Genomic DNA, 26,569 nt, shown 5'->3' on the forward strand with positions numbered 1-26,569 from the left:
TCGGGTTGAAACTGCCTACGCCAAGCTGCGTAAGTTTTCTGCGTAAATATGCGTATTTCCGTAAATATACGTAGTTTTTTTACCCTGACTAGGATAAATTCAACTATTTAAATCACTCTTATTCATCGATGATATCACTGCTGTTTTGTGACTTTCGTCGGAGAATATTCATAAGTGTTGAATTGTGTGGAAAAAGTCTTACCGTACAAAAAGACTCTCAAACTCTAAAAACTATATATAGTAAGATTTTTGCTATTATTATTTCTCCAAAATATAAAGATATCCGCATTTTGTAGGTAAATTCTCAACTTAGGTGAATCTACGGAATTCATACTTTCGAGTTAAGGGTTAAAAAATAAACTCTTTTGCATTTAACTTGTAGGGCTGAGGTGGGAAATATGCCCATACCCCAAGATTCTCAGCAAATTGTTCATGCCAAAAATGCCTGTATGTTAGCTTGTGAGGTTTTCTGTCGGAGTCAGAATGACTATTCTTTGTAAAAATTAAAATGAGTGATACCATTTGGGTTGAGAGCTGTCATATTTCAAGTTCTGAAACTACCTACTGACGAAGCTTTGAAAATCCCAAATCTCAAATGATATGACCTGGTTTTTTCGGATGCGCCGTGATTACTAAAACCGTTGATCCTATTCTGAACCGTGCCTTAGCGGGTGAAGACTTATCCCCAGAAGATGGGGTTTTGCTCCTCAAACAAACCGAATCGCAAGCGATCGCAGCCATTCGCCAGACAGCCGATCAGCTACGTCAACGGCAAGTGGGCGATACTGTCACTTATGTGATCAATCGCAATATCAACTTCACCAATATTTGTGAACAGCACTGTAGCTTCTGTGCCTTCCGTCGTGATGCCAATGAAGACGGTGCGTATTGGCTCAACTGGGGGCAAATCCAGGAAAAGACAAGGGACGCTGTGCAGCGAGGGGCTACGGAAATATGTATGCAGGGAGGATTGAACCCAGAGGCAAAAATCAATGGTGCCTTTTTGCCTTATTACCAGCAGTTGGTTAAAGCTATTAAGGAGGTAGCTCCTCACCTGCACTTACACGCCTTTTCACCCCAAGAAGTACAGTTTATTGCCGATCATGATGGACACAGCTACGCCGAAGTGATTGCGGCGCTACAAGAAGCGGGTGTGGGTTCCATGCCAGGAACGGCAGCGGAAATTTTAGATGATCGGGTGCGGCGGATTTTGTGCCCACAGAAGACGAACACAGCCACCTGGTTAGAGATTGTGGGAACGGCGCATCGCTTAGGAATGCCAACCACGAGTACGATGCTTTCAGGACACATTGAAACGCCTGAACAGCAGATGGAGCATTTAGAGAAATTGCGATCGCTCCAACAAATCGCTCGCGATCGGGGCTATCTCAGTAATATTACCGAATTTATCCTTCTGCCTTTCGTGGGCCAAGAAGCCCCCAAACCCCTACGCCGCCGCGTTGGACGAGATCAACCCGTTTTAGAAGATGCCCTCTTGCTCACAGCCGTTGCTCGGATTTTCTTGGGTAACTGGATTGGCAATCATCAACCCAGTTGGGTGAAATTGGGTTTGGATGGGGCGACAGAAGCCCTCAAATGGGGCTGTAATGATATTGGTGGAACCTTGATGGAAGAGCATATCACCTCAATGGCAGGGGCTAAGGGGGGCACTTGTATGGAGGTGGAAACGTTGCAGCAGGCAATTAGTTCTTTAGGGCGTCCTTACCAGCAGCGAGATACACTCTATCGATATCTGGCGATGCATCAAGTTGCAGTTGAAGGGGTAGGTTAATTTTTGACACTCTCCCGACTCCGCTTGCGCTAAAGTCAGGAGATTCTCAGTTCATTGAGTGCGCTTACCAAACATAGTTTCCGCTGCCTGCCAGAGGCGCTTCTCTCCCTGAGCGTTCGACCCATTTCAGAGTCCTGTTTCCTGGTGCCCCCAGGTACAGTTCAAACCTGAAAAAAATTGGTTCTCTGGTACTTGGTGCTTAAAGGTTTTATCCGCACAAGCTTTTCTGCACGGAACCCAATACCCTTCAGTTGTCAAGGTGCGTTGTCTCTCGACTACTGGGTTTTTAGACAGGTTATTTACCTTTCCCTGTATACTCTAATATATACTCCAAAATTAGAGTTATGGCAAGGGAAAGGAAAATTCAATTTAATGTGAACGAACAAGAATACGAATGGTTAAGAGTTTATGCTCAAAACAGAGATATTTCAATGGCAGAGGTGCTACGGGAATACATCAAAACTTTGAAAGAAAAAGCTGTAGGCGACTAAAGTCGGGTTGTTGCTTTCATCCACTGACTAAAGTACGGTGGCTTTCAGCTTCTAGATGTCATGTAAGACTGAATCTTCTGGAACGGTGAGATGGTCGGATTGAGATTGCCAGGTCTTTTTAAGCGTGGTATGTAAGGCGTTTCTATAATTTTATTGATCTGGCAGAGAACAGGCTAGATAACTGATTCGCGTCCTGCATAAGCTCTGAAATATGAGAGATATAGATGACGAAGTATCCCAGCGCCTTTATCTCCGATGCATCTCCAGAAAATTGGTCTCACCTTCCTTTTCGTACTCACCGCCACTGTCTCGATACCTATCACTCCTAGTTTTCCAGTACCATTTTCGACAAAGCGAGTCTTGGCGCAGACAACAGACGCCCGAAAAGCAGAAGCAGACCGACTGTTACAGCAAGGCACTGAGCAGGTGTTAAAAACCAATCAGTTCCAGGCAGCATTACAGTCTTGCCAACAGGTACTACCTGTCTACCGAGAAATCAAAGACCATTTAGGTGAGGCAAAGGCTTTAGCGTGCTTGGGTGGTGCTTACATTGGACTCAAAGACATCTCACGCGCTACCCCGTTTCTACAACAAAGTTTAGCGATAGCGAAGCGCTGCTGCGAAGCGCAGATCGCACAGGAAATAAAAAACCCCCAACTGGAGGCGGTAGTTCAGAAACTCTTATCCTTGGCTCCCCGGATAGTAGAAGCAGAGCGACTGGCTGAACTCGGTACACAGCAGCTAAACACGAATCAATTTGAGGCAGCATTACAGTCTTTCCAACAGGCACTGCCTATCTACCGAGAAATCAAAAGCCGTCTGGGTGAGGCAAAGGCTTTGGTGGGTTTGGGTGCGGCTTACATGGGACTAAAGGACATCTCACGTGCTACCTCATTTTTGCAACAGGCTTTAGCGATCGCACAGGAAACCAAAAACCGCCAATTAGAGGAGGCAGTTCAGAAACTTCTATCCGTGGCTCCTCAGGCAGTAGAAGCAGAGCGACTGACTGATCTGGGTACCCAGCAGCTAAACAGCAATCAGTTCGAGGCGGCATTGCAGTCTTTCCAAAAGGCACTGCTTATCTGCCGAGAAATTAAAAGCCGTCTGGGTGAAGGAAAGGCTCTGGTGGGCTTGGCTACTGCTTACCTTGGACTCAAAGACATTTCACGCGCTACCCCGCTCTTACAACAAAGTTTAGCGATCGCACAGGAAACCAAGAACCCTCAATTGGAGGAGGCAGCTCAGAAACTTTTATCCTTGGCTCAACTTCAAAATACTCCCCGGAAAGCAGAAGCTTACCGACTGCTAGGACAAGGTACACAACAGTTAAACACGAATCAATTTGAGGCAGCATTACAATCTTGGCAACAGGCGCTAACTATCTATCGAGAAACCAGCGATCGCCAAGGAGAGATGAATGTTCTGGGCAATCTGGGAAGTACTTACCATGCCAGAGGAGATTATCTCAAAGCGATTGATTACTATCAGCAGACTTTGGCAATCTCACAAGGTATCAAAGACCCAAGCGGGGAGGCAACATCCCTGAACAATCTGGGGCTGTCTTACCTTCGGCTGGGAGACTACGGCAAAGCAATTGATTACCTCCAGCAGAGTTTAGTAATCGCACGCGAACTCAAGAACCGCCAACAAGAGAGAAATGCCCTAAGCAATTTAGGACTGGCTTACATTAACCTGGAAGACTACGGTAAAGGAATTGATTACTACCAGCAGAGTTTAATCATCACACGCTCCCTCAAAGACCGCCAACCAGAGAGGAATGCCCTCAACGATCTGGGAGTCGCTTACAGATCCATGGGAGACTACACCAAAGCAATTGATTACCTCCAGCAGAGTTTGGCGCTCATGCGGGAAATCAAAGACCGAAAAGGGGAGGGGAGTGCCCTAAGCAATCTGGGAAATACTTACCTTAACCTAGGAGACTACGCCAAAGCGATTGACTACTACCAGCAGAGTTTAGCGATCGCACGCTCCCTGAAAGACCGCCAAGGAGAGATGAGTGTCCTGAACAATCAGGGACTGGCTTACCGTAACCTGGGAGACAATATCAAAGCAATTTTTCACTACCAGGCGACTTTGGAGATAGCGCGGGAAATCAAAGACCGAAAAGGGGAGGGGGCTGCCCTGCTCAATCTGGGAGACACTTCCCTTCAACTGGGAAACCATGCCAACGCGATTAATTACTTCCAGCAGAGCTTGGCGATCGCAAAGGGTCTCAAAGACAGAGGAGGGGAGGGAAATACCCTGATCAACCTGGGAAGGGCTTACCTTGTCCTGGGAGACTACGCCAAAGCGATTGATTACTACCAGCAGAGTTTAGTAATCGCACGCGAAATCAAAGCCCGCCTAGAGGAGGGGAGTGCCCTGGGCGAATTGGGACTGGCTTACAGTAGCCTGGGAAACTATGCTAAAGCGATTGATTACCACCAGCAGAGTTTGGCAATTTTGCGTGAAATTGGCAGCAAGGGTGGGGAATGGAGGACTCTAAACTATCTAGGATATAGTCTCCTTAAATCTGGCAATCTCAGGGAAGCCGAAAACATCCTCCTTACTGGAATCAAGGTAGGGGAAACTCTACGGGAGAGATTGGGCAAGAATGATGCCTTCAAGGTGTCAATCTTTGAGGGACAAGCTTACACCTACAGCTTGCTGCAACAAGCCCTCATCGCTCAGAACAAAACCAACGAAGCTTTGGAAATAGCCGAGCGGGGTAGAGCGAGAGCCTTTGTGGAGTTATTGGCAAATCGCTATACCCCATCAACTACTGAATCTACTATCGCTGCACCATCTCTCCCACAAATTCAACAAATTGCTAAGGAGCAAAACGCTACCCTTGTTGAATATTCGATTATTAGTGATGAATTCAAAGTTGGAGGTAAAGTACAAACCAAGGAATCAGAACTCTATATTTGGGTAATCAAACCCACAGGTGAAGTTACATTCCGTAAAACTGACCTCAAACCTCTATGGCAGCAACAAAATACAACTATTAGAGGTCTTGTTTTCGACAGTCGTGAATCTATCGGTGTTAGAGGACGGGGTTTGGGAGCTGTTGCCAGAGTTGATGAAGAAAGCCAAACCAATCGCTTACAGCAACTTCATCAACTCCTGATTGACCCCATTGCCGACCTCCTGCCCACTGATCCAAATGCTCGTGTCGTCTTCATTCCACAAAATACGCTGTTTCTCGTTCCCTTCCCAGCTTTGCTAGATGCCTCTAGTAAATACCTAATTGAAAAACACACCATTCTTACCGCTCCTGCCATTCAAGTGCTAGAGTTTACCCGTCAGCGACGGCAATACGTTCCAGGCGAAGCTAAGGATGTGTTAGTGGTAGGTAATCCGACTATGCCTCGTGTTTCACCTGCGATTGGCAAACCGCCTGAACAACTGCCTAGCTTACCAGGGTCTCAACAGGAAGCGACTGAAATTGCAACTCTATTCAATACCCAAGCGATTATAGGAAACGGAGCAACGAAAGCCGCAGTTGTACAAAAGATGTCCCAGGCACGGGTGATTCATCTGGCAACTCACGGATTATTGGATTACTTAAAAATATTTCTGGGCTTACCCGGTGCGGGTGCTGTCGCCCTCGCGCCTTCGGGACAAGATAACGGTCTACTGACAACTGAAGAAATCCTCAATCTGAAACTGAATGCGGAATTAGTCGTTTTGAGTGCTTGCGATACTGGTAACGGCAAAATTACTGGCGATGGCATCATCGGATTGTCTCGCTCATTGATTACAGCCGGTGTACCTAGTGTGATTGTTTCCCTCTGGTCAGTACCGGATGCGCCCACTGCCTTCTTGATGACCGAGTTTTATAAGAATCTTCAGCAGAACCCCGATAAAGCCCAAGCACTGCGAAGCGCTATGCTGACAACCCTGAAAAAACACCCCAACCCCAAAGACTGGGCTGCATTCACACTCATTGGTGAAGCTGAGTGAGCATCTTTCACCAGAAACTGAACTAGAGGTTCAAGAATTCAGCAATCATTGAGAGCGATCCACTGGTAAATTGGCAATGGCACTGCCTACTAAAGCTCTCATTCATGCTGAAGAAACATAAACCGTTGCTGCTGCTAGGATTGGGTGCGGCAGTCTTACTCATCGGCGGTGGTGTAACCGCTTACTTGCTGCTCGTGCAGCGAAAACCTGTTCTGGGAGATGCCCCACTCGGTTCCCAGTTGGTTCCACAAGATGCCCTGCTCACGGCGTCAATTTCTACGGATGCAGCGCCATGGCAGCAGTTGCAGCTATATGGCACACCTGAAACGAAAGCGGCTCTGAATCAAAAGCTCACCCAACTGCACGATAATCTTGTCACAGCCAATGGCTATAACTATGAGCGAGATATCCAACCTGGGTTGAGTAAAACGGTAATGATTGCTTATCTGGAGTCTAGGGCACCGATGCCGGGAGCCTCTCCAGGGCAAGCGCCTCTGTTCGGCAGGTCATTGCTTCCTGACCTGATTGTATTGCCGATGCAAAGCCCCACTCAGGCACAGCAACTATTTGAAAAAACCAAGTCTCAGAAAGCCACGCAGTTTTTTGAACGAACCTACAAAGGCATTCCCATTCGAGAAACTCACAAAAGCAATACCCAGAATTATTCAATTGCTTTGGTGGGGCGTTTCTTGGTTGTTACAAATAATCCTAAAATCACGGAGCGGGCGATTGATACCTATAAAGGAGGTTCCTCGCTAGCCGCGACGCCAGGGTATTTGGAGGCATTGCCAAAAGTTAATAGCACTACACCCTTCGCCCAGTTGTATTTGAATATGCCTGTGTTCTCAGCGGTACTCGCAGCGAATTCAGGGCGTAACCTCTCTCCGGAAAAAATGGCGGATGCTCAACAAATGCAGGGAGTGGCGACGACGGTAACTCTAGAATCCCAAGGGATGCGTTTTCAGGGGATTTCTTGGCTAAAACCCAATAGCACTCAAAAGTACAACGTTGAGAATACAACCCCACGTTTACCCAGACGCCTGCCAGCCGATACGCTGTTCATGCTGGCTGGAAGTAATTTAAAACAATTATGGGAAGGTTTCGCCCAAGGGACGGAGTCGAATCCACTCTTGCCGATTACACCCGAAAATCTCAATACAGCTTTAAAGGCATTTTTAGGTTTAGATTTTGAGAACGAGCTACTCCCTTGGATGGGAGATGAGTTTTCCCTGGCTCTAATTCCGGCCTCTCCACAAAGTTTGACGCTTCCCGAAAATCAAGCCTCTCCGCCACTGGGAGCCGGTGTGGTATTGATGTTGGAGGCACGCGATCGCGCCCGTGCTGAAGCCACCCTCAATCGACTCGACCAAGTGATGGCAACTCGCTATGGATTTCAGGTGGAACCCACGAAGCTGGGGAATCAACCTGTGGTTAGTTGGCTCTCACCCTACGGGGGAGTGAGTGCCACTCACGGCTGGTTAGAGGGCAGCATAGTCTTCTTAACCCTAGGGGCACCAATTGCCAGTTCTATCCTTCCTGAACCCCAAGTACCCCTGATTCAGACTCCGCTATTTCAGCAAGCTGTACCAACTCAGCCCAATCCCAATAATGGTCAGTTTTTTCTGGATGTGGATCGCACCATCAACAGCAGTAATCTGAACCTGCAAAAAGTCCTACCTCCGGAGCGAAAACTGCTGGCGAAGGCCATTCGTGCGATCGGGTTCACGGGGGCGATTCATGACAAACGGAGTACCCGCTTTGACCTATTTGTGCAGCTAAAAACGGCTGTAATCCCCAGCCCCACTCCTATTCCTGAGAATCCTTCTCAAATTCCAGGCACTCCAGCCGCCCCTCAGACCCGTCCCAGCCGCCCGTCTGTGCCACAGATATCCCCGTCCCCTTCAATCAGTCCTTCTGTGTCGCCAACAGCTCAGACGCCTGCAATCAGCCCTTCTGTGTCGCCAACTCCTGAAACATCTCCCAGCCAATCGCCTTGAAACCTTGCCCTAACCATCCTCACCCTTAGCTTCGGGGAGTATCCCAATTTACAGCAGAAGGCAGAAGGCAGAAGGCAGGAGGTAGAAGGTAGAAGGCTTTTATGTTTATTACTGGTAGGTGATCGAAAGAGCCGTTAAAGAAAGTCCTAACCTTTATGGCAACAGCTCCCCCATCCTCACTAAAGCTCCGGCCCCACTCCCCCACTCCCCCACTCCCCCACTCCCCCACTCCCCCACTCCCCCACTCTTATTTCTTGAGGGTCAAAGGAACCGATAGGATAGTATTGACGCGGCAATCATTGAATTTTCATAAACTGAGTAGAGAGAACACTTTATGGATCTGGTTGAACTCCAGAACAAATTGGATAATACGTCCTTCCTCGTCCTGTTCGTGACGATGTTGATGTATTGGATAGGCGCGGCTTTTGGGGCAATTCCCTATCTATCAGTGTTATCAACAACCGGTATGGCGATCGCTAACCTCTGTATCGCCGCTTTACTTGGTGCCAGATGGCTAGAGGCCGGTTACTTTCCTTTGAGCAATCTCTATGAATCTCTGTTTTTCCTGACTTGGGGGATTACCGCGATTCATCTGATTGCCGAAAACATGAGTCGCAGCCGATTGGTAGGCGTTGTTACAGCACCGGTGGCTATGGGTATCACGGCATTTGCCGCCCTGACACTGCCATCAGAAATGCAGCACTCAGAGCCACTCGTCCCGGCTCTAAAATCCAATTGGTTGATGATGCACGTCAGTGTGATGATGCTAAGTTATGCCGCACTGATGGTGGGTTCCCTGTTGGCGATCGCCTTTTTGGTCGTGACTCGCGGTCAAAACGTCGAGCTTCGAGGCAGTTCTGTCGGAACGGGTGGCTATCGTACCAAGACTGATCAAGCGGCTCGTCCCTCTTACCGACTGCAACGTAACAGTGAACAACCGCAGCCCCAAACCCCAGTCATCACCAGTAATTCTCCGACCTTAGACAGTTGGCAAGCCGACAAGAGTGCCGTGAATACAGCGGTTCTCGATGTAGCCACCCCATCAGCCTCAGCGGTTGCAGAAATATCGACGGTTGCAACTCTCTCTCCTGTACGCCTCAGCCTTGCTGATACTCTCGACAATATCAGCTATCGCGTCATTGGATTGGGATTTCCCTTACTCACGATCGGGATTATTGCTGGGGCGGTTTGGGCGAATGAGGCTTGGGGGTCTTATTGGAGTTGGGACCCCAAGGAAACGTGGGCATTAATTACCTGGTTAGTGTTTGCGGCCTATCTCCATGCTCGGATTACGCGTGGATGGCAAGGACGGCGACCAGCCATTTTAGCGGCAACAGGATTTATAGTAGTCTGGATTTGCTATCTTGGTGTGAATCTGCTGGGCAAAGGATTACATTCCTATGGCTGGTTTTTCTAAGCGTTCAGCGTTCTTTTGGGCCGCTCCTAAGCAGATTGCGCCTAAAGATGCCAGCGGTTAACCCTTGCCTGACTACTATTTGAGAAAAAACTACAAAGTTAATCGGGGAAAAACGGCGTGGATAAGCGGTTTGAGCCACTGGCTACGGGTGAAGTTTTGTCAGTCGATGAATCTGTTCAAATTCTGATCGGACATCGCACCTTCCGAGTGGGTGAATTGTCCGAAGCTATCAAGACACAGCTAGAATACGGAATCCAAGGATGGACTCAGGAAAAAGATGGTTGGTTTAGTGAAGATGGGATCTCCTGCGAAGTCTTGCGATTTACCGCGAATGGCTGGCAAAAAGGTAAGGTAAGAATAAACCTGGAATTTTGCCCTCTCGACTCACACGAGGAGGATAAGCAGGCAATCGCCAGCTTGGCTCAGGATTTGCCTGTAAAAGAGTCACCCGCTAGCGTTTCAGATGCCCTAGACTTCGACGAATCACCCATCGGCGTGGCGGATGAGTTCGATTTAGAAACCTCAGCAGCTAGCGCGGCAGCGCTGGATCTGCAAGACTCTTTCGCTGAAGAGCTGGATGAGTTGGCTCTGGAAACACCAGTAGCCAGTGATGAAGAACTGGAGCAAGAAGAGCCGACCACCATCTATGTCCAGATAGAGCAAGAAGTCTCAACAACCGTCTCTTATGGCGAATTCGATATGGCTGACCAAATGCAGTCAAGCCTAGATGATGAATTCGACATAACGGATCAGATATCTCCCAGCCTAGACGATGAATTCGACATAACGGATCAGATATCTCCCAGTCTGGACGATGAATTCGACATAACGGATCAGATATCTCCCAGTCTGGATGATGAATTCGGCATGACGGAGCAGATGTCTCCCAGCCTGGACGATGAATTCGACATGACGGCTCAGATGTCTTCCAGCCTGGATGATGAATTCGGCATGACGGAGCAGATATCTTCCAGTCTGGATGATGAATTCGACATGACGGCTCAGATGTCTTCCAGCCTGGATGATGAATTCGGCATGACGGAGCCGATGTCTTCCAGTCTGGACGATGAATTCGGTATGGCTGATCCGATGCAATCCAGCCTAGATGACGAATTTGATCAAATTTCCGAAAGTATTGAACAAGAGTTAGAACTTGTAGAATCACCGCAAGCGAGTTCTGATGAGTTCCTAGATTTCGGCGAAATTTCTACAGACAGCGATGATGATTTAGATTTCGGCGAAATGTCTCTAGACAGCGACGAGAGCTTGGATTTCGGTGAAGCCTCTGCCAGTGGTGGAGGTGAGTTCCAGTTTGAAGAGATTTCCTTCAACACTGATTTAGAAGACGAGGGGACTGACTCGCTACTTGATGATGTTTGGCAAGACATAAACCAGCCGAGTTGGCAAAACAATCAGTAAAAGCATGACGTATGACAAGAAGTGTGAAGTGTAAAGGATAAAGTATGAAAAATTTCTTCACTTCATCCTTCAAACTTCATCCTTGAGCCTGTTAAAAATGTCTAACCGTCCAAATTGGACGCGGCTTCATGCAAGCGTCCATCAAACCCTGCGGCAAAGACACTTATTGGCGCAGCAGCGGCGGATATTGATTGCGGTATCCGGGGGACAAGATTCTCTGTGCTTAGCTAAATTGTTGTTGGATTTACAACCCAAGTGGGGATGGCAGATTGCGATCGCTCACTGCGATCATCGTTGGCCTCAGGATGAGGGACTGGCGACTCATGTTCAACAATTGGCTCACAACTGGTCGCTCCCTTTTTATCTCAAAACCGCTGCTGATCTCGGTACCAGCGAGGCGGCTGCACGACGATGGCGATATCAAGTCTTGAGCGAAATGGCTCAAGCACAGGGCTATCAGGATGTTGTTACAGGTCACACAAAGAGCGATCGCGCGGAAACCGTCCTCTACAATCTGATTCGAGGTGCTGGTGCCGATGGTTTACAAGCCCTCACCTGGCAACGTCCATTGGCCCAAAGACTACAGCTTGTGCGTCCCCTGCTTGAAGTCACCCGTGCCGAGACGTTTCAATTCTGCCAACAGCAGCAGCTACCCATTTGGGAAGATGCCTACAATCAAGACCTCAAATATGCTCGTAACCGCATCCGACAGGAGCTAATACCCTACTTAAAAAGCCATTTCAATCCCCAGGTGGAGACGGCTTTATCCCAAACCGCTGAACTGCTTCGGGCAGATGTGGCGTATCTCGAAGACGCGGCTCAAGAACTACGACAGCAGGCAATGGTACCTGTTAATGGTGAGGAACAAGACGCTCTGTTAGAGTCTTGCCACAGGGCTACCCCACGGCTCAATCGCCTGGTCTTACAGCCAGCTTCTCTCGCCCTGCAACGTCGCGTGATCAGGCAATTTCTGGCCACGGTTCAACAGACCGCTCCCAGCTTTGAGCAAATCGCAGAAATGACGGCCTTAATTACGGCTCCTAACCGCTCTCAAACCTCGTCCTTTCCCGCAGGAGTGACCGCGGTTGTCGAGGGCAACTGGATTGTGCTTCGGGACAATGACCGGGTTGAGGGGCGTGAAGATTGAACGTTATGATCTCGAATCGCGTCACCTTCAATCCCCTCAAGAAGCGGCAAATTCGGGCGATTGCATTAAGCTACCGATTGTCTGCTGCAACTGTGCAATTCTCTGTAGCTGATAGTCACCGGTTTCCTGAATTTGATTCAGAGCCTCTGCAATAGCCTCTAATTTTTGCCGGATTTGACCGATCGCCTCTTGCTTTGGCTGTAGTAGGGCTTGATAACTCTCCACCTGACCTCGGAGTTGAGCGACGGCTGCGATCGCCGACTGCCAATTTTGCTCCAAGCTTTGCAGTTCCGAGAGCTTTGCCTCCTGTTCCCCAGCCTGATGACGAATCATTTCCTCAGCTTGATTGATGCTGCGGCGCATCTGCTCAATCTGATTTTCTAATTTTTGCAGGTCTTCTTCCTGTTGTTGCCGTTGTGCTTCAAGCTGGATCAAAATCGGCCCCAGGTCAATTTTCTGGTTGTCTGAGGCATTACTCTCAGAAATGCCTTGCCGACGCCGCAATACCCGCTGATGCTGATTGAGAATTTCTTCCCGCTCTCGCAAATTTCGCCGTTGACCCACAAGAGTTTCATCTAACATCTGATAACGGTCTTGCTCTTCGGCGAGTTCCGTTTCCATACTAATGCGGTCATACTCACTCGCCGACTTAATCTTTTCGTGTAATTCTTCAACCGCTTCCCGTTGGAATGTCAGCTCTTCTTCCTGGTCATTGACAAAGCGCACCAGCTTTTCCAAGTCTTGCTGCAAACCCTGTACAGTTCCCTGTAGCTCTCCCAGGGGCATCTTTTCCAGCGCTTCGAGGTCAACCCGCTGACTAATCTTGACACCTGCTGATGTTGCTGCCAGACGAGCCACTTGCTGGTGTAACTCCCCTTGGGTTCGTAACTGGAGACTCAGCATGTGGGCTGACTCCTGTTTGATGTCTAGAGCATTCTGCTGTACTTTTAACTCTGCTTTTGCCTCCTCCAAGGACTTCTGCGCTTGCTGCAAGTCCTGCTTGCGTTTTTGGAATTCCTCTGCTTGGCGGTCAACGTCTGCTTGGCGAGCAGACGCTTCCGTTTGTCGTTGCTCTAACTGCTGCCAGTCCTTCTCTAGTTCTGCCTGCTGAGCGTTAAGCACTTCAAACGAGAGATTTAGCTGTTCCCGCACAGTGTCTGTGGGTGCAACGGCTTGTGATAGTTGATCTAGCAATTCTTGGATCACACGGGCTTGGCTCGGATCTAAGCCTGGTGAGTGCTGAGCGATTTGCTCCTCCAAGCGTCGCTGTTCACCCCGTAGGTGTTCCCACGCTCCTTCCAACTCTTGGCGGCTGCGCTCAAACTCCTCTCCCAGCCTTGCCGCTTCTTCCTTAGCACTTTCAACCTCTTGGCGTTGCTGCTCGACGCGCTCAAAGTCTTCCTCCATGGATTGCATCTGCTCAATCCGCGCTTCCATCTCCATCTCGCGGCGATTGAGCTCTTGACTTTGATAAGTCAAAGACTGCTTCCACTGTTCAATTTCTTCTTCTTGGCTTTTCGCCTTCTCCAGCAGGCGAGAGAAGTTTTGCAAATCTCTCGCTAGGCGTGAGCCTGCTAGCTCAATTTCTCCTTGGATTTGTCGATTTCCGCCCAGGTTAATGAGTACCAAGGCTCCTTCATTCAGATTTTTGGCTTCTTCGGCAGGAATAACTTCGTCACCAGGCACAGCACTCCAACTCTGGTCAGTTCGCTGACAAGCCAGCAGTTTGAGTGCGGTCTTCCCGCCGCCGCCCAGTATCCCGCCACCTTTCTGCTTTTGTACTTCTGCTAGATACAGCACACTGATGGTCCTCTTTACGTCTCTTGTGCCCAATTTGTGACTAAACTAAATCTTAAGCTTGACGCCATTCAGCCTCATTAAACTCAGTTATGAGAAGACCACATTGCTAAAACAAGAAAGAATCTTCACGGTTAACTGAGCAACTCTCTCTTCACAATTTTGCATTTATTCCAATTAATTATAAGATGGTATGAATAACTATTATTTAGCTAAAAACAGCTTTTCCTTCTGCCACCCCCTAAGTATAAATGCTATTGCTAGGGCATCTTAACACAGATCTCCCTAATCCTTTGGCGGAACCCATTCTAAGCTAATGCCCGTAAGGGGAGCCATAACGTTCATCGTAACCTGTTGTCAATCAGTTTAGAAAAACACTTTAAACCCTATACGGCACAGAAGTCATCCTCCTTTCTGCCAGTTAAAAAAAAACCAGTCGTCGGTAAGATGAACACGAACGGTAGTCAAAAGTGGGCATTCTCCGCAACGTCAAATCTGCAATTATACTAAATACATAGAAAGTTCGGAGTTTTAAGTCTAAAACAAGAGTGCTGGGTAATCTAACTTGGCTAGGTAGTCAAGTTAGATTTAAAGTTTAGCATTGCTGTGGAAAGAAGTAGCGGTAGAAAATGAGATTTACTGCTCCCCCGTTGCTCCTCGTTCATTCGAGAAAGCAGCTAACGAGTTCTTTTATTTGATACAGTCTCCTTCTGGGTGTTTGAGCGAGGCAGCATGAAAATCCAATCAGAAATAGTCATTACGAAGCAGCGCTGTGGCCAACAGATACTATCTACACAGAGAGTTCTCTCTTAGAGACAGGGGTTGAGAAATAGCCGTACCCTTGAACTGAAGCGTGGCGGCTCACCCTACCCAATTTCTCAAAGTTTCATGGAGCAGCACCACTATATAGGCATCCTGGACAAAAGGACGGGTAGTAAAATTCTCATTCATCCAAAGGTTTTTAGGAGTACGCTTTCGTTAAATGCAGGGAACGTTGAATGAAATTGATATCCGCAGCATCCTGCAACTGATCGAGCTCGGTCAGCGAACAGGCGAACTGTTGGTTGAAGCGTACAGCTTCCCCATTAATAACACGGGTGGCGATCTCAGTAGCAAACCCTTCGCCTTTGGGCGTCCTTACCAGGAAACCAAGCCCAAAAGAAGGGCAGGGCCGTTTTGGTTCGTCTTCTTCCTGAACGGTAAGATTGCCTATGCTTCCGATAGCGAGAGAAGTTTAGCGCGTCTGCGCGACTATTTGCGTCGATATAAAGCCAACACAGCTTTAGATCATCTAGAACTCCCGTCCATCGACTCGATCAACGCACCCGAATATGGCTATCTGTGGGCCTTGCTGGAAAAGCATATCCTGACACCAGCGCAAGGGCGGAGCATTATCCAAAGCATGATCCGCGAAACCCTATTTGACCTTTTGAGCCTACACAATGGCTATTTTGTCTTTGAAGTGAGTCCAGCGTTAGCTCCCCAACTCACCACCCTGGAGATTGCCCCTCTAGTCACCAAGATTATGAAGCAGGTGCAGGAGTGGAAGCAATTTCATCCCCATATTCAGTCTCCGAATCAGTGTCCGGTGATTACAGACCCCATGCAGTTACGTGCAACGTTACCAGAAAGCGCATTTAGAACACTGAGGCAGTGGGCGGATGGCAAAACATCCCTGCGCCAACTTTCCCGCTATCTCAATCGCGACATTCTCACCGTTGCCAAGGCGATTTATCCTTATGTACGAAAGGGTTGGGTGCAACTGGTGAGTGCCACCGCTCACGAGGCAACCACTCCTAGCTGGGGAGGGGAAGCTAAAGGTTTCCCCCAAGTTCCTCGAATTGTGTGTATTGATGATGACATGGCGATTGGCAAGACGGTTGAGTATATCCTACAAGCGAAGGGGTATGAAGTCACAGCGATTCGAGACCCTGTACAGGCGCTGACCCTTGTGTTTCAAAGTAAACCGGATCTCATCCTGTGTGATTTGGCCATGCCAGAACTGGATGGATACGAAATTTGCGGAATGCTGCGACAATCCACAGCTTTTCGGCAAACCCCCATCATTATGCTAACGGGCAAAGATGGGTTTATTGACCGCGTTAGAGCGCGAATGGTAGGGTCAACAGATTACTTGACTAAGCCGTTTGGCGCAAGTGAACTGTTAATGCTATTGGAGAAATATATTGGTTGGGTTGATATAAAAAAAAATCAGGATGAAAATTCAAGTCGCGTTGGATTAGACCAAGACATAGAACAGACAGATATCACCAAGCCAGCATCGGCATGAAGACGAGGCAAGTGATGCTTTTAGGGCTGGGCTAACCTGTAGGAAGCCAATCCGAACAGAGCCCCATTGCCACCCATCTTCATCCATAGCTGCCACAATCAAAAGAACAAGCCTAAATTTTAAAGATCTTACTCAGTGATTAAAGGATGATGAGGGATACTTTAATCATTATCAGGTTTCAGCCTGAAGTCCAGGGGTTCATGCCCATTCACTCCGGTTACCGCCTTTCGTCAAGTAGGGAGCTATGAGTACAGTTCTGGTTGTAGAAGACAGCCTTGCCCAACGACAGATGATCTCAGACCTCCTCAAAGGAAGTGGTTTGACGGTCACTGTCGCCAGTGATGGTGTAGAAGCATTGGAACAAATTCAGCGCTCTAACCCTGATGTGGTGGTATTGGATATTGTCATGCCTCGGATGAACGGTTACGAAGTTTGCCGCCGGCTCAAAGCCGACCCCAAAACTCAGAATGTGCCCGTTGTCATGTGTTCTTCAAAAGGCGAAGAATTTGACCGCTATTGGGGCATGAAACAGGGTGCAGACGCTTACATTGCCAAGCCCTTTCAACCCACTGAGTTGATTGGAACGGTTAAACAGCTGCTTAGAGGATAAGTTTATAGGTATTAGAGAGAATGGTTGGTAATCCAGACTTTTTAACGGGCAGTGGTCAAGATCAAGCCCCAGAATTTCAGGAACTCGAAAGCCCCGAAGGTGAATTACACCTGCGGTTTTTCGTGCCTTCGGGTAATGAATTTGCCCTACCTGCCACTGGCATCAAAGAAGTGATTTCTCAGTCGCCAGATCGGATTACAGCTATTCCTAATGCTTCCCCCTTACTATTGGGCACAATCAACATTCGGGGGCGAGTGATTTGGGTTTCCGATCTCGGTCAATTTCTGGGGGATGGGATGGTTTTGAATACAGATCGACCGGAAATTCCCGTCATTGCTGTCGAAGACCAGGACACCATGCTAGGGTTGGCAATTGACAGGATTGGAGAAATGGACTGGCGAGATCTTGAACAGTTGCAAATGCCGACAAATGTTCCAGACAGTATGGCACCTTTCTTACGGGGCGAGTGGGTGTTACATAAAGAATCGAATCAATATTTGCGACTTCTAGATCAGGTTGCAATTCTACGATCAGCACGGTGGGCAGCATGAAATTGAGTTAAGTAAAAGGAAAAAGTTCCATCAAGGAAAAAGGCTTGGCCTTTGACTTTTTCCTTTTTCCTATTGAGCAGCGGGAGGAGGCAAATGGCATCAGGTACGGATTTCGCGCAGGAATATGGACAAGCCGAAAAGGCTTATATGCAGGGCAATTACCAAGAGGCCGCCACCATATGTGACCGATTGGTAGAGGATTTCCCAGAGAATCCCAGTGTGCGTCTTCTGCTCGGTCATATTTACTGCTATGGGCTACAGCAGTACGATGTGGCACGGCAACAGTATGAGACGGTGCTGACCCTGACTTCTGAACCCGATTTTCTTGAATATGCTAATAACGGTCTGGAATATGCCAATCAATTGATGAATGGGGCAGACGCCGGAGGGGATACAGCATCATCAGACGATTTCGAGGTAAGTTATGGCGATCTCGGCGAAACAGACGAGTTGGGTAACCCATCCAACTTTGAAAACTGGTCTCATTTGGCCGCCGAAGACGATGAGTCTAGCGGTTTCGACCTGGGAAGCCTAGATTTTGATGAGGTCGGCAGTGAGACGTTTACCTCAAGGTCAGAGTCACCCTTTGGCAATCCGTTTGGAGGGTCAGGGATTGATGAGCAACAGACTCCTGAAAGCGGTCATGGCAGTGACACTCCCTTTGCTTTTTCATCTGATTTTGGGGAAGAAAGTGACGACCTGGAAACCTTCGGAACAAGCACCAGTGGCTTTGAATTGGATGACAGCGTTTTTGGCAGCGCGGCTTTAGATGATACACCCGAAGAGTTTTTCCCAGATCCGGGTGCTGATGAAACCGGTATGACGTTTGTCATTCCTGGGAGTGGAGAATTTGAGGACACAGGGACGGAGGAAGATTTCTCTCCTGAGTTCGCTCCATCCTCTCAATTTGATCTGGACTTTCCTGAGGAGGAGAGGGGAACCTACAGGGACGAAGAAATCGGTGAGCCATTTAACTCAGGCTACCCGGTTTTTGAGGACGAAACGCTGTTGATGGGGTCGGAGGATCTAGATAATACCTTCGCCATCGATAGAGACGAATTGGGATACTTGAATGAGCGGCGCTCGAATGCGGCGGAATCCTTACAAGAAGGCAACTCGATTCAGGATGAGCCGGCGTTTGACTCAACTTATGACCAGAATGGTTTCAACTCTTCAGACCACTTTGACTTTGACACCTTCGACGAAGCCTTTGGGAATCAAACCTTCGTGATGGACGAAGGCACTGAAGCCGAGGAAGAAACCATTACAGGAATGGAGTCCCGTCCAAGTGCTAGAGAGGGTTTCCTGGATGAGTTCGACGTATTTGACGACGATTTAGGGTCAATCCCTGATTTCTCTCTCGGCGTTCAAGACGACATGTCGCCTGAAGGGGCTGATGACGCGGATTTTGATATTTTGAGCAACAGTGGAGCTGTACTGGGGGCTACGGGTGGACTGGGTTTAAGTGAGGGGGGTGATATCGAGACGTCTCGTTCGGGCTATCGTTCGTCCGGTGGCGAAGAGGAGATGTTTAGTATCAATAACCCCGCTGAACAAATTCCCATCTTTAACCAAACAAAAGAAGCTGACAACGAACCCATTGTCAATGTAGAGCAGGGTTGGTTGGCCTTTTTTGAAAATGCTTCACTCAACCGTAAGCAGTTGTGGACAGCCGTGATCACAGGTGCTGTCTCAGCCGTAGCGGTGGCTATTGTGAGTAACATTGCGGCGAGTACGGCTCCCGGCCCCAATCAAGAGGCGGTTATTTCACGGCTCAAGAGTACTGGCTGGGCGATGAGCTTGGTCGCCGGTGCCGCCAGTTTGGGTACGACCTTGCTTCTGGGTCGAGTGACGGAAAAGCAGATTAAACGGGCGACGAGTGACCTGCAATCTCAGTTTGAGGCGGTTTCTCAGGGAAATTTAAATGTGACCGCCACCGTTTATTCCGAGGATGAATTTGGTCAGCTCGCGACGAGTTTTAATCAGATGTCGCGGGTCATCCTGACTAGTATGAGCGAAGCACAGCGCAAGGCAGAAGAGCAAGAACAGGCGAAAGAAGACCTACAACGTCAAGTAATTCGGTTGCTGGATGACGTGGAAGGCGCGGCGCGAGGTGACCTAACCGTACAAGCGGAAGTGACGGCTGATGTTTTAGGCGCAGTCGCCGACTCCTTTAACTTGACCATTCAAAACCTGCGGGAAATTGTGCAACAGGTGTCGCAGGCAGCGAAGCAGGTCAATAGGGGTTCTGCGGATGCTGAAACCTTTGCCCGCAGTCTGTCTTCGGATGCTTTGCGGCAAGCGGAAGAACTGGCGGTTACGCTTAACTCTGTGCAGGTGATGACCGATTCCATTCAGCGGGTGGCTGAGGCGGCCAGAGAAGCGGAGGACGTCGCCCGCACCGCCTCAGAAACGGCGGTGAGAGGGGGCGAAGCCGTAGAACGCACAGTAGCCGGGATTTTACAAATTCGTGAGACAGTAGCAGAAAGCACGAGGAAAGTCAAGAGGCTTGCCGAATCGTCTCAGGAGATTTCCAAAATTGTGGCGTTGATTTCTCAGATTGCCTCCCGCACCAATTTGCTGGCACTCAACGCCAGTATTGAGGCGGCCAGAGCTGGGGAAGCGGGTCGCGGTTTTGCGATTGTTGCTGATGAAGTGCGACAACTCGCGGATCGCTCGGCCAAGGCGTTGAAGGAAATCGAACAAATCGTGCTGCAAATTCAGAGCGAAACCGGCTCCGTCATGACAGCAATGGAGGAAGGCACCCAGCAGGTGATTGACGGCACCAAACGGGCGGAACAAGCGAAGCGATCGCTTGAAGACATCGTTCAAGTCTCCAATCGCATCGACGCCTTAGTGCGTTCCATCGCCGCCGATACCGTAGAGCAGACAGAAACATCCCGTGCGGTTGCCCAAGTGATGCAATCGGTGGAGTTGACGGCTCAAGAAACCTCCCAAGAAGCCCAACGGGTATCTGGTGCCCTGCAAAATCTGGTGGGTGTGGCGCGAGACCTCCTAACCTCAGTGGAGCGCTTCCGGGTAGAATCCAATGGTGGCAAATAAGGTTAGAGGGTTAAATGTTAGGAAGTTGAATGTTGCATGTTCTAATCTGTTAACCTGCAACCCTTGATGGACTAATGACAATGAGTGAAATTAGTAGTTCCAGCTTAGGGTTGTGGACGCGGCGCTTACTGGAAGCGATTTTCTTGGGTGGTCAAGTGATGCTTCATCTCCTAGCCGGGAAGATCCATCGGCGGAATACCCTGGATCAAATGGCCTTAGTGGGGCCCGCTTCCCTAACCATCGCCATGATTACAGCCGGTTTTATCGGTGCTGTGTTTACCATTCAAGTGACGCGAGAATTCATCAATTTTGGTGCCACGAGTGCCGTCGGAGGGGTTTTGGCACTGGCGTTGAGTCGGGAACTTGCTCCTGTGCTAACTGCCGTAATTTTGGCCGGACGAGTGGGTTCAGCCTTTGCCGCTGAAATTGGCACCATGCGAGTGACAGAGCAGATTGATGCGCTTTATATGCTCAAAACTGACCCGATTGATTACCTGGTGATTCCTCGTGTCATTGCCTGCTGCCTGATGCTGCCAATTTTGACGATTCTCGCGATTATTCTGGGCATGGCAGGTGGAGTCCTGATTGCAGAGAGTCTCTATGGGATTTCCCAGGATGTATTTCTCGATTCCGCGCGTGATTTTCTGACAGTCTGGGATTTGGTCAGTGCTGCGCTCAAAGCTGTGGTTTTTGGGGCATTGATTGCCATCATTGGTTGTAGTTGGGGGTTAACCACAACCGGTGGTGCCAAAGGCGTCGGTCAATCAACCACCACAGCCGTCGTCACTGCCCTATTGGCGATCTTTATTACCAACTTTTTCTTATCCTGGATCATGTTTCAAGGGACGGGTAGCGCGGTGATTGGTGGAGATTAACCCCGTGACAGAGCCGCTCCGCCTGGAGCGCCTTACGGCAAAAATGTAACTGGGTATAACATGAAATTGCGACTCACCAATACTTGTAGCCATCGGCAGGAGGTAGAGACGCTTTAGAATAAAAAGATATTAAAGACGTTTATGATAACGGGATTTAAGCCAAGTGACTTCTGCTACCTCTTCTCCTCTCTCCACCCAAACCGTTGAACTCTCCCCCAGCTACACACTGCCTTTGGTCTTAATCGTTGCCGCCGTGCCCATGCTGCTCATCCAAATCTGGGTGAGTTTAGTCATTGCTGTTTTTGGGCTTTTCCTCTTGTTTCAGGCCGCAACCATCCATCTGCAATTTACCGAAACAGCTCTGGATATTTATCGCTCAGAGACAATGATTCGGCGTTTTCCCTATCAGGAATGGCAAAATTGGCGGATTTTTTGGCCGTCGGTGCCCATTTTGTTTTACTTCAAAGAAGTCAAAAGTATCCACTTTCTGCCCATTCTGTTTGACCCAAAAATGTTAAGAACTTGCCTGGAGCAACGCTGTCCAAGAATTTGAGTCAGTTGCTAGTTGTTAAGTATTTAGTTATTAAATGAATTCAGACGAAACACAAACGCCCGAACAAGAGCCTGTCAAAAAGGTAGCTGTTGAAGCCTTCGAGGAGCAACAGCCAGAATTAGAAGCTGAAGCCTTAGACGAACTAGAGCCGCTAACTCCTACAGATGAATTATCGGCAAAGCTAGCTGATGATCAGCCTCGGCTCGATCTGTTGATCTCCTCGGACCCAGGGCTGTCCGACAGAGCATGGAAATTGACCAGTCTAGAGGAACAAAGTCAAAAATCCGAATCAGCGCAGCCTTTAGAGCAAGAGGCGGTGACTAATTTAACTCAAACTGTGGCTGACCTTCAGCGTCAAGAGCAAGAGTTGAGACAGAAAATTGCTCTTTTACAAGAAACTCAAGTCCAACTTCTTTCTGAGCAGTTGGCAAAAACCCAAGCGGCTGTAGAACAGATCGTACAAGAGGGTGTGCAGGAGCTAGAGCAACGTAAACAGGCGCTGCAAATTTCCATTGAGCAGCTTGAACGTCGCCGAGAGCGCATCCGGACTGAAATGCGAACCACATTTGCTGGTGTTTCTCAAGAGTTAGCGATTCGGGTGCAAGGCTTTAAAGATTATTTGGTGGGGAGTTTACAAGACTTAGCGAGTGCCGCAGAGCAATTGGAACTCACCCCTCCTTCAGAACCGCCTAAACCAGTTAGGGAAGAGTCCCGGCAACCGGACAAGGCTCCAATGCCTAAATTTGCCGAACAGGGTTTTCAAGAGCAAACCAAACAGATTCGTAACATCCTTGACCAATACCGATCGCTGCCCGATTACTATGGCCCTTCCTGGCAACTGCGTCGCACCTTTGAACCGATTCACGCTGAACGTGTCTCTAATTGGTTTTTTACCCAAGGGGGTCGGGGGGCAATCAAAACCATGGGCAGTCGCTTACAAAATATTTTGATTGCCTCCGCCATCATTTCTGTCTTGCATACGCTATACGGCAATCGGCAGCGTACTCTCATCCTGGCCAACACTCCCGAACGACTGGGAGAATGGCGGCGAGGATTGCAGGACTGTCTGGGCATCTCCAGAAGCGATTTTGGCCCGGAACAGGGTGTTACTTTGTTTGAGGAAGCCCCCGTCTTGGTGCAAAAAGCAGATCGGTTGCTAGCTCAAAAGCAGCTACCCCTGATTATCGTTGATGAGACAGAAGACCAAATTAATCTCTCCATGCTGCAATTTCCTCTGTGGTTGGCTTTTGCTCCCGATCCTCAACAGATGCCCCTCTACCAGTATTGATGAGTAGAGAAAGTCTTGTAGTCACAAGAAAAGCTTAATTAGGGAGGTCATATGGCGATTGAGTTGAGTGTAAGTGGGTTACTGTTCATCGCGGCTTATTTGCTAGGCTCGATCCCCACGGGTTATCTGGCAGGACGCCTACTTAAGGGCGTTGATATTCGGGAACAAGGTTCCGGCTCTACGGGGGCGACGAATGTGCTTAGAACACTGGGGAAAGGCCCTGCACTGCTGGTTTTACTCATTGATGCTCTCAAAGGAGTCGCTGCGATCGCTCTGGTTCATGGTTACTACGCCTTGGTACAGACGCCCGTCTTGCCTGCAACCTGGAGACCTTGGTTAGTGGCCGCCTCCGCCTTCGCGGCCTTATTGGGTCACAGTAAATCAATTTGGATTAACTTCACGGGGGGCAAATCGGTCGCTACAGGTTTAGGGGTCTTACTCGCCATGTCTTGGTCTGTAGGATTAGGAGCTTTAGGGGTCTTTGCTATGGTGTTGGCACTGTTCCGCATGGTTTCCCTCGGTTCAATTACAGCCGCGATCGCAGTTCCAATCCTGATGATTCTCTTCTGTGCCCCACTTTCCTACCAACTGTTTGCGAGTGCGGCTGCCTTGTACGTCGTCGTCAGGCATCGTAGCAATATTCAGCGTATTCTTGCCGGTACCGAACCTCAAATTGGGCAACCCCTGCCGACAGAGGTGCAAAGCAATTAACCTCTTCGTGGAAGCCCTACGTCAAACTACCGTTTGGTGATCGGAGAAGTCATAGCCATACATAGACATAATGTCAGACACAGAGACGTTGTTACAGAATGTATTCGATACTATCTCCACTGGCATTTTTGTGGTAAAGGTCGAGACGCTTGACAGCAGCGCAGCAGAAAGCATAACCTTCCGGTTTGTCACAGCCAACCCAGCTTATGTCAAGATGCTGTCGTTACCCCCGAATGCCTTAGTCGGGTTATCCCCTCATGATTGTTTTCCTCCAGACATCGCTGACCGCTTTTATGCGAACTACAGCCGCTGTTTAGAGCAACGCCAACCCATTAGTTATCAAGAATCCTTGGAGGTGGATAGTGAGCGTTGCAGGTTAATCACCACGCTGTCACCGATGTTTGAAGCCGATGGGCGAATTTCGCAAATCATCGGTTCGTCCCAGGTTCTTATTACTGAGTGCCAACAAACTGAAGAAGCTTTATTTCAAGAAAAAGAATTACTATCTACCCTGATTAAAAATGCCCCGATTGGGATTATTTCAACGGATGAATCAGGAGAAATTTTATTAGTTAATCCAGCCTTTGAGAAAATTTGTGGTTATGCGGTGGAAGAACTCGTCGGTCAAAGACCTCCTTACCCTTACTGGGATTTAGCCAACCTCGATCAGATTTATCAAGAATTTGATCAGGCCATGTCCGGCAAGAAGGAATATATTGAACTCTGGTTTGCCCGAAAAAATGGCGAGAGGTTTTTGGCTCGGCTACAGCCGATTACCATCTTCGATGAACAGGGAAATATACTCCGTCATCTAGCCACAATGGAGGATATTACGAAGTATAAGCAAGCAGAAGAGGAACTGTACAAAGCTCTGGAAACGGAAAGAGAACTCAACGAACTTAAATCTCGTTTCGTGGCGATGGTTTCCCATGAGTACCGCACTCCACTCACGACTATCTTATCGTCAGCCGAGTTACTCGAACGTTATATTGATCAATTTACACAAGAGAAAAGACGTCAGCACTACACTCGCATTCAATCTGCTGTCCATCTTCTGACCCAGCTTGTGAATGATGTACTCACGATTAGCAAAATCGAAGCGGGAAAACAGGCGTTTAACCCTTCTCCCTTAGATTTAGTAAAATTCTGCCGCGAACTGGTGGAAGAGTTTCAACTGACGATAGGGAGCCTGCACACTCTGCTCTTTACGAGTCACGGTAACGCTCCGTCTGAAGCACAAGGTTCCATGATGGCTAAGGCTGACATGGACGAAAAATTGCTGCGATATATTATCAGTAATTTGCTCTCGAATGCGATCAAATATTCCCCGGAGGGCACGACAGTCCGGTTTGACCTGTCTGTTGACCCACACCAAGCCATATTGAGCATCCAAGACGCAGGGATCGGGATTCCTTTAGAAGACCAACCGCACCTGTTTGAGTCGTTTTACCGGGGCACCAATGTCGGCGCTCTATCCGGAACAGGATTGGGGCTAGCCATTGTTAAAAGTTCTGTGGACTTACAGGGGGGAAAAATCGCCGTGAGCAGTGATGTCGGGGTGGGTACTACCGTTACCGTGACGTTGCCATTGAACTATCCGCGAACAGGCGAGAGCGATTACCGAAGGGACACTGCCGAGGGCGTTAACTCCAAGGGCTAGCACGAAGCGATCGCGATTTTTCTATCATTGAAACTTAAACTGCTACTGCGAAACTTAAGGTTACAAGGGCGTAGTAGCTCTCAAACCTACTGACCCAGTTGTCGAGAACGTTCTTTCGCGGCTAGAACGGCTTGAATCAAGGCAGAACGGAAACCCGCACGTTCCAACTCAGCAATCCCCGCAATAGTAGTCCCACCAGGACTAGTCACTTGGTCTTTGAGTTGAGCAGGGTGCAATTGAGATTGTTGCAACAAATTAGCTGTTCCTAAGACGGTGGAGAGAGCCAACTTAGACGCGATCGCTCTAGGTAACCCAGCCGCAACCCCTCCATCGGCGAGGGCTTCCACCATCACGGCCACATAAGCCGGTCCCGATCCCGATAAGGCGGTTACGGCATCCATCAACGATTCCGGTACCTCCACTACGTCGCCCACCGATTCAAAGATAGCGATCGCTTGTTCCATCTGGCTCTTACTAACCGCTTTTCCCGGTGAGAGCGCCGTGATTCCTGCCCCTACTGTTGCAGGGGTATTGGGCATCGCCCGAATAACTGGCTGATGCCCAAATGCTGCTTCTAGCTTACTTAAAGACACACCCGCTAAAATCGAAATCACTATCGGCAGGGGCTTTCCCTCCGGACGCTGAGAATCCCCCCCTGCCAGCTCTATCGCTACCGTCTCAAAAACCTGGGGTTTAACTGCCAACAACAATACATCCGAGACCGCCCCTGCGACTCGGTTATTCGATGTCACATTGACACCGTACTTTTTCGCCAACAACTCCTGTTGATGGACTTGTGGCTCACTGACTAGGACATCCTCAGGGCGATAAAACTGTTGAGCAATCAGGCGGGATAAGAGAGCTTCTCCCATTACCCCACCACCGACTATGCCAAGTTTGATTGCCACCCCAGCCCCTCTCTTAACAGAATTTTAGATTTTG

18 protein-coding genes are annotated in these 26,569 nt (G+C 48.8%); 16 read left to right on the forward strand and 2 right to left on the reverse strand.

All coding sequences use genetic code 11. The features are described from left to right. Positions 1-625: 625 nt before the first annotated feature. The 7 genes from cofH (at position 626) to tilS (ending at position 12,229) form a co-directional block, all read left to right on the forward strand. On the forward strand, positions 626-1,792 hold the full coding sequence (gene cofH / locus NDI48_04355) for a 7,8-didemethyl-8-hydroxy-5-deazariboflavin synthase subunit CofH (protein ID MEP0830437.1): 1,167 nt from the start codon (positions 626-628) through the stop codon (positions 1,790-1,792). Positions 1,793-2,136: 344 nt separating this feature from the next. After that, the gene (locus tag NDI48_04360; GenBank protein MEP0830438.1) at positions 2,137-2,283 is read left to right on the forward strand and encodes a DNA-binding protein; all 147 of its coding nucleotides are present in this window, start codon (positions 2,137-2,139) and stop codon (positions 2,281-2,283) included. A gap of 255 nt (positions 2,284-2,538) precedes the next feature. Further along, a complete protein-coding gene (locus NDI48_04365) occupies positions 2,539-6,249 on the forward strand; it encodes a tetratricopeptide repeat protein (GenBank protein ID MEP0830439.1) in 3,711 nt (1,236 codons plus the stop codon). A gap of 104 nt (positions 6,250-6,353) precedes the next feature. Continuing rightward, positions 6,354-8,246, forward strand: a complete 1,893-nt coding sequence (locus tag NDI48_04370; GenBank protein MEP0830440.1) for a DUF3352 domain-containing protein — start codon at positions 6,354-6,356, stop codon at positions 8,244-8,246. A gap of 334 nt (positions 8,247-8,580) precedes the next feature. Next, on the forward strand, positions 8,581-9,663 hold the full coding sequence (ccsB, locus tag NDI48_04375) for a c-type cytochrome biogenesis protein CcsB (protein ID MEP0830441.1): 1,083 nt from the start codon (positions 8,581-8,583) through the stop codon (positions 9,661-9,663). Between the two features lie 117 nt (positions 9,664-9,780). Next, a complete protein-coding gene (locus tag NDI48_04380; GenBank protein ID MEP0830442.1) occupies positions 9,781-11,082 on the forward strand; it encodes a hypothetical protein in 1,302 nt (433 codons plus the stop codon). 97 nt (positions 11,083-11,179) lie between these two features. After that, positions 11,180-12,229 carry a tRNA lysidine(34) synthetase TilS gene (gene tilS / locus NDI48_04385; GenBank protein MEP0830443.1) on the forward strand — a complete coding sequence of 350 codons (1,050 nt, stop codon included), beginning with the start codon at positions 11,180-11,182 and terminating at the stop codon, positions 12,227-12,229. 36 nt (positions 12,230-12,265) lie between these two features. On the opposite strand, the gene hmpF is transcribed toward tilS, so the two are convergent. Then, positions 12,266-14,029 (reverse strand): pilus motility taxis protein HmpF, encoded by a 1,764-nt coding sequence (hmpF, locus tag NDI48_04390; protein ID MEP0830444.1) that lies wholly within the window; start codon positions 14,027-14,029, stop codon positions 12,266-12,268. A gap of 979 nt (positions 14,030-15,008) precedes the next feature. Here hmpF and NDI48_04395 point away from each other — a divergent pair. The 9 genes from NDI48_04395 to NDI48_04435 all read left to right on the forward strand — a co-directional run bounded on the left by NDI48_04395 (position 15,009) and on the right by NDI48_04435 (position 25,627). Further along, on the forward strand, positions 15,009-16,316 hold the full coding sequence (locus tag NDI48_04395; protein ID MEP0830445.1) for a response regulator: 1,308 nt from the start codon (positions 15,009-15,011) through the stop codon (positions 16,314-16,316). A gap of 244 nt (positions 16,317-16,560) precedes the next feature. Beyond that, positions 16,561-16,926 (forward strand): response regulator, encoded by a 366-nt coding sequence (locus NDI48_04400; protein ID MEP0830446.1) that lies wholly within the window; start codon positions 16,561-16,563, stop codon positions 16,924-16,926. Positions 16,927-16,946: 20 nt separating this feature from the next. Beyond that, positions 16,947-17,477, forward strand: coding sequence for a chemotaxis protein CheW (locus tag NDI48_04405; GenBank protein MEP0830447.1), 531 nt, complete (start codon positions 16,947-16,949; stop codon positions 17,475-17,477). Between the two features lie 93 nt (positions 17,478-17,570). Then, positions 17,571-20,540 carry a methyl-accepting chemotaxis protein gene (locus tag NDI48_04410; GenBank protein ID MEP0830448.1) on the forward strand — a complete coding sequence of 990 codons (2,970 nt, stop codon included), beginning with the start codon at positions 17,571-17,573 and terminating at the stop codon, positions 20,538-20,540. 80 nt (positions 20,541-20,620) lie between these two features. After that, a complete protein-coding gene (locus NDI48_04415) occupies positions 20,621-21,415 on the forward strand; it encodes an MlaE family lipid ABC transporter permease subunit (protein MEP0830449.1) in 795 nt (264 codons plus the stop codon). Positions 21,416-21,578: 163 nt separating this feature from the next. Beyond that, entirely contained in the window at positions 21,579-21,968 is a 390-nt protein-coding gene (locus NDI48_04420; GenBank protein MEP0830450.1) for a DUF3119 family protein, read from the forward strand. 34 nt (positions 21,969-22,002) lie between these two features. Beyond that, positions 22,003-23,256 carry a DUF3086 domain-containing protein gene (locus NDI48_04425; GenBank protein MEP0830451.1) on the forward strand — a complete coding sequence of 418 codons (1,254 nt, stop codon included), beginning with the start codon at positions 22,003-22,005 and terminating at the stop codon, positions 23,254-23,256. A 51-nt stretch (positions 23,257-23,307) separates the two neighbouring features. After that, complete coding sequence (plsY, locus tag NDI48_04430) at positions 23,308-23,967, forward strand: glycerol-3-phosphate 1-O-acyltransferase PlsY (GenBank protein ID MEP0830452.1); 660 nt, start codon at positions 23,308-23,310, stop codon at positions 23,965-23,967. A gap of 70 nt (positions 23,968-24,037) precedes the next feature. Further along, the gene (locus NDI48_04435) at positions 24,038-25,627 is read left to right on the forward strand and encodes a PAS domain S-box protein (protein MEP0830453.1); all 1,590 of its coding nucleotides are present in this window, start codon (positions 24,038-24,040) and stop codon (positions 25,625-25,627) included. A gap of 86 nt (positions 25,628-25,713) precedes the next feature. Here NDI48_04435 and proC read toward each other — a convergent pair whose 3' ends face one another. Beyond that, positions 25,714-26,535 carry a pyrroline-5-carboxylate reductase gene (gene proC / locus NDI48_04440; protein MEP0830454.1) on the reverse strand — a complete coding sequence of 274 codons (822 nt, stop codon included), beginning with the start codon at positions 26,533-26,535 and terminating at the stop codon, positions 25,714-25,716. Positions 26,536-26,569: the final 34 nt, after the last annotated feature.

Source organism: Microcoleus sp. AS-A8 (assembly GCA_039962225.1).
Lineage (GTDB): Bacteria > Cyanobacteriota > Cyanobacteriia > Cyanobacteriales > Coleofasciculaceae > Allocoleopsis.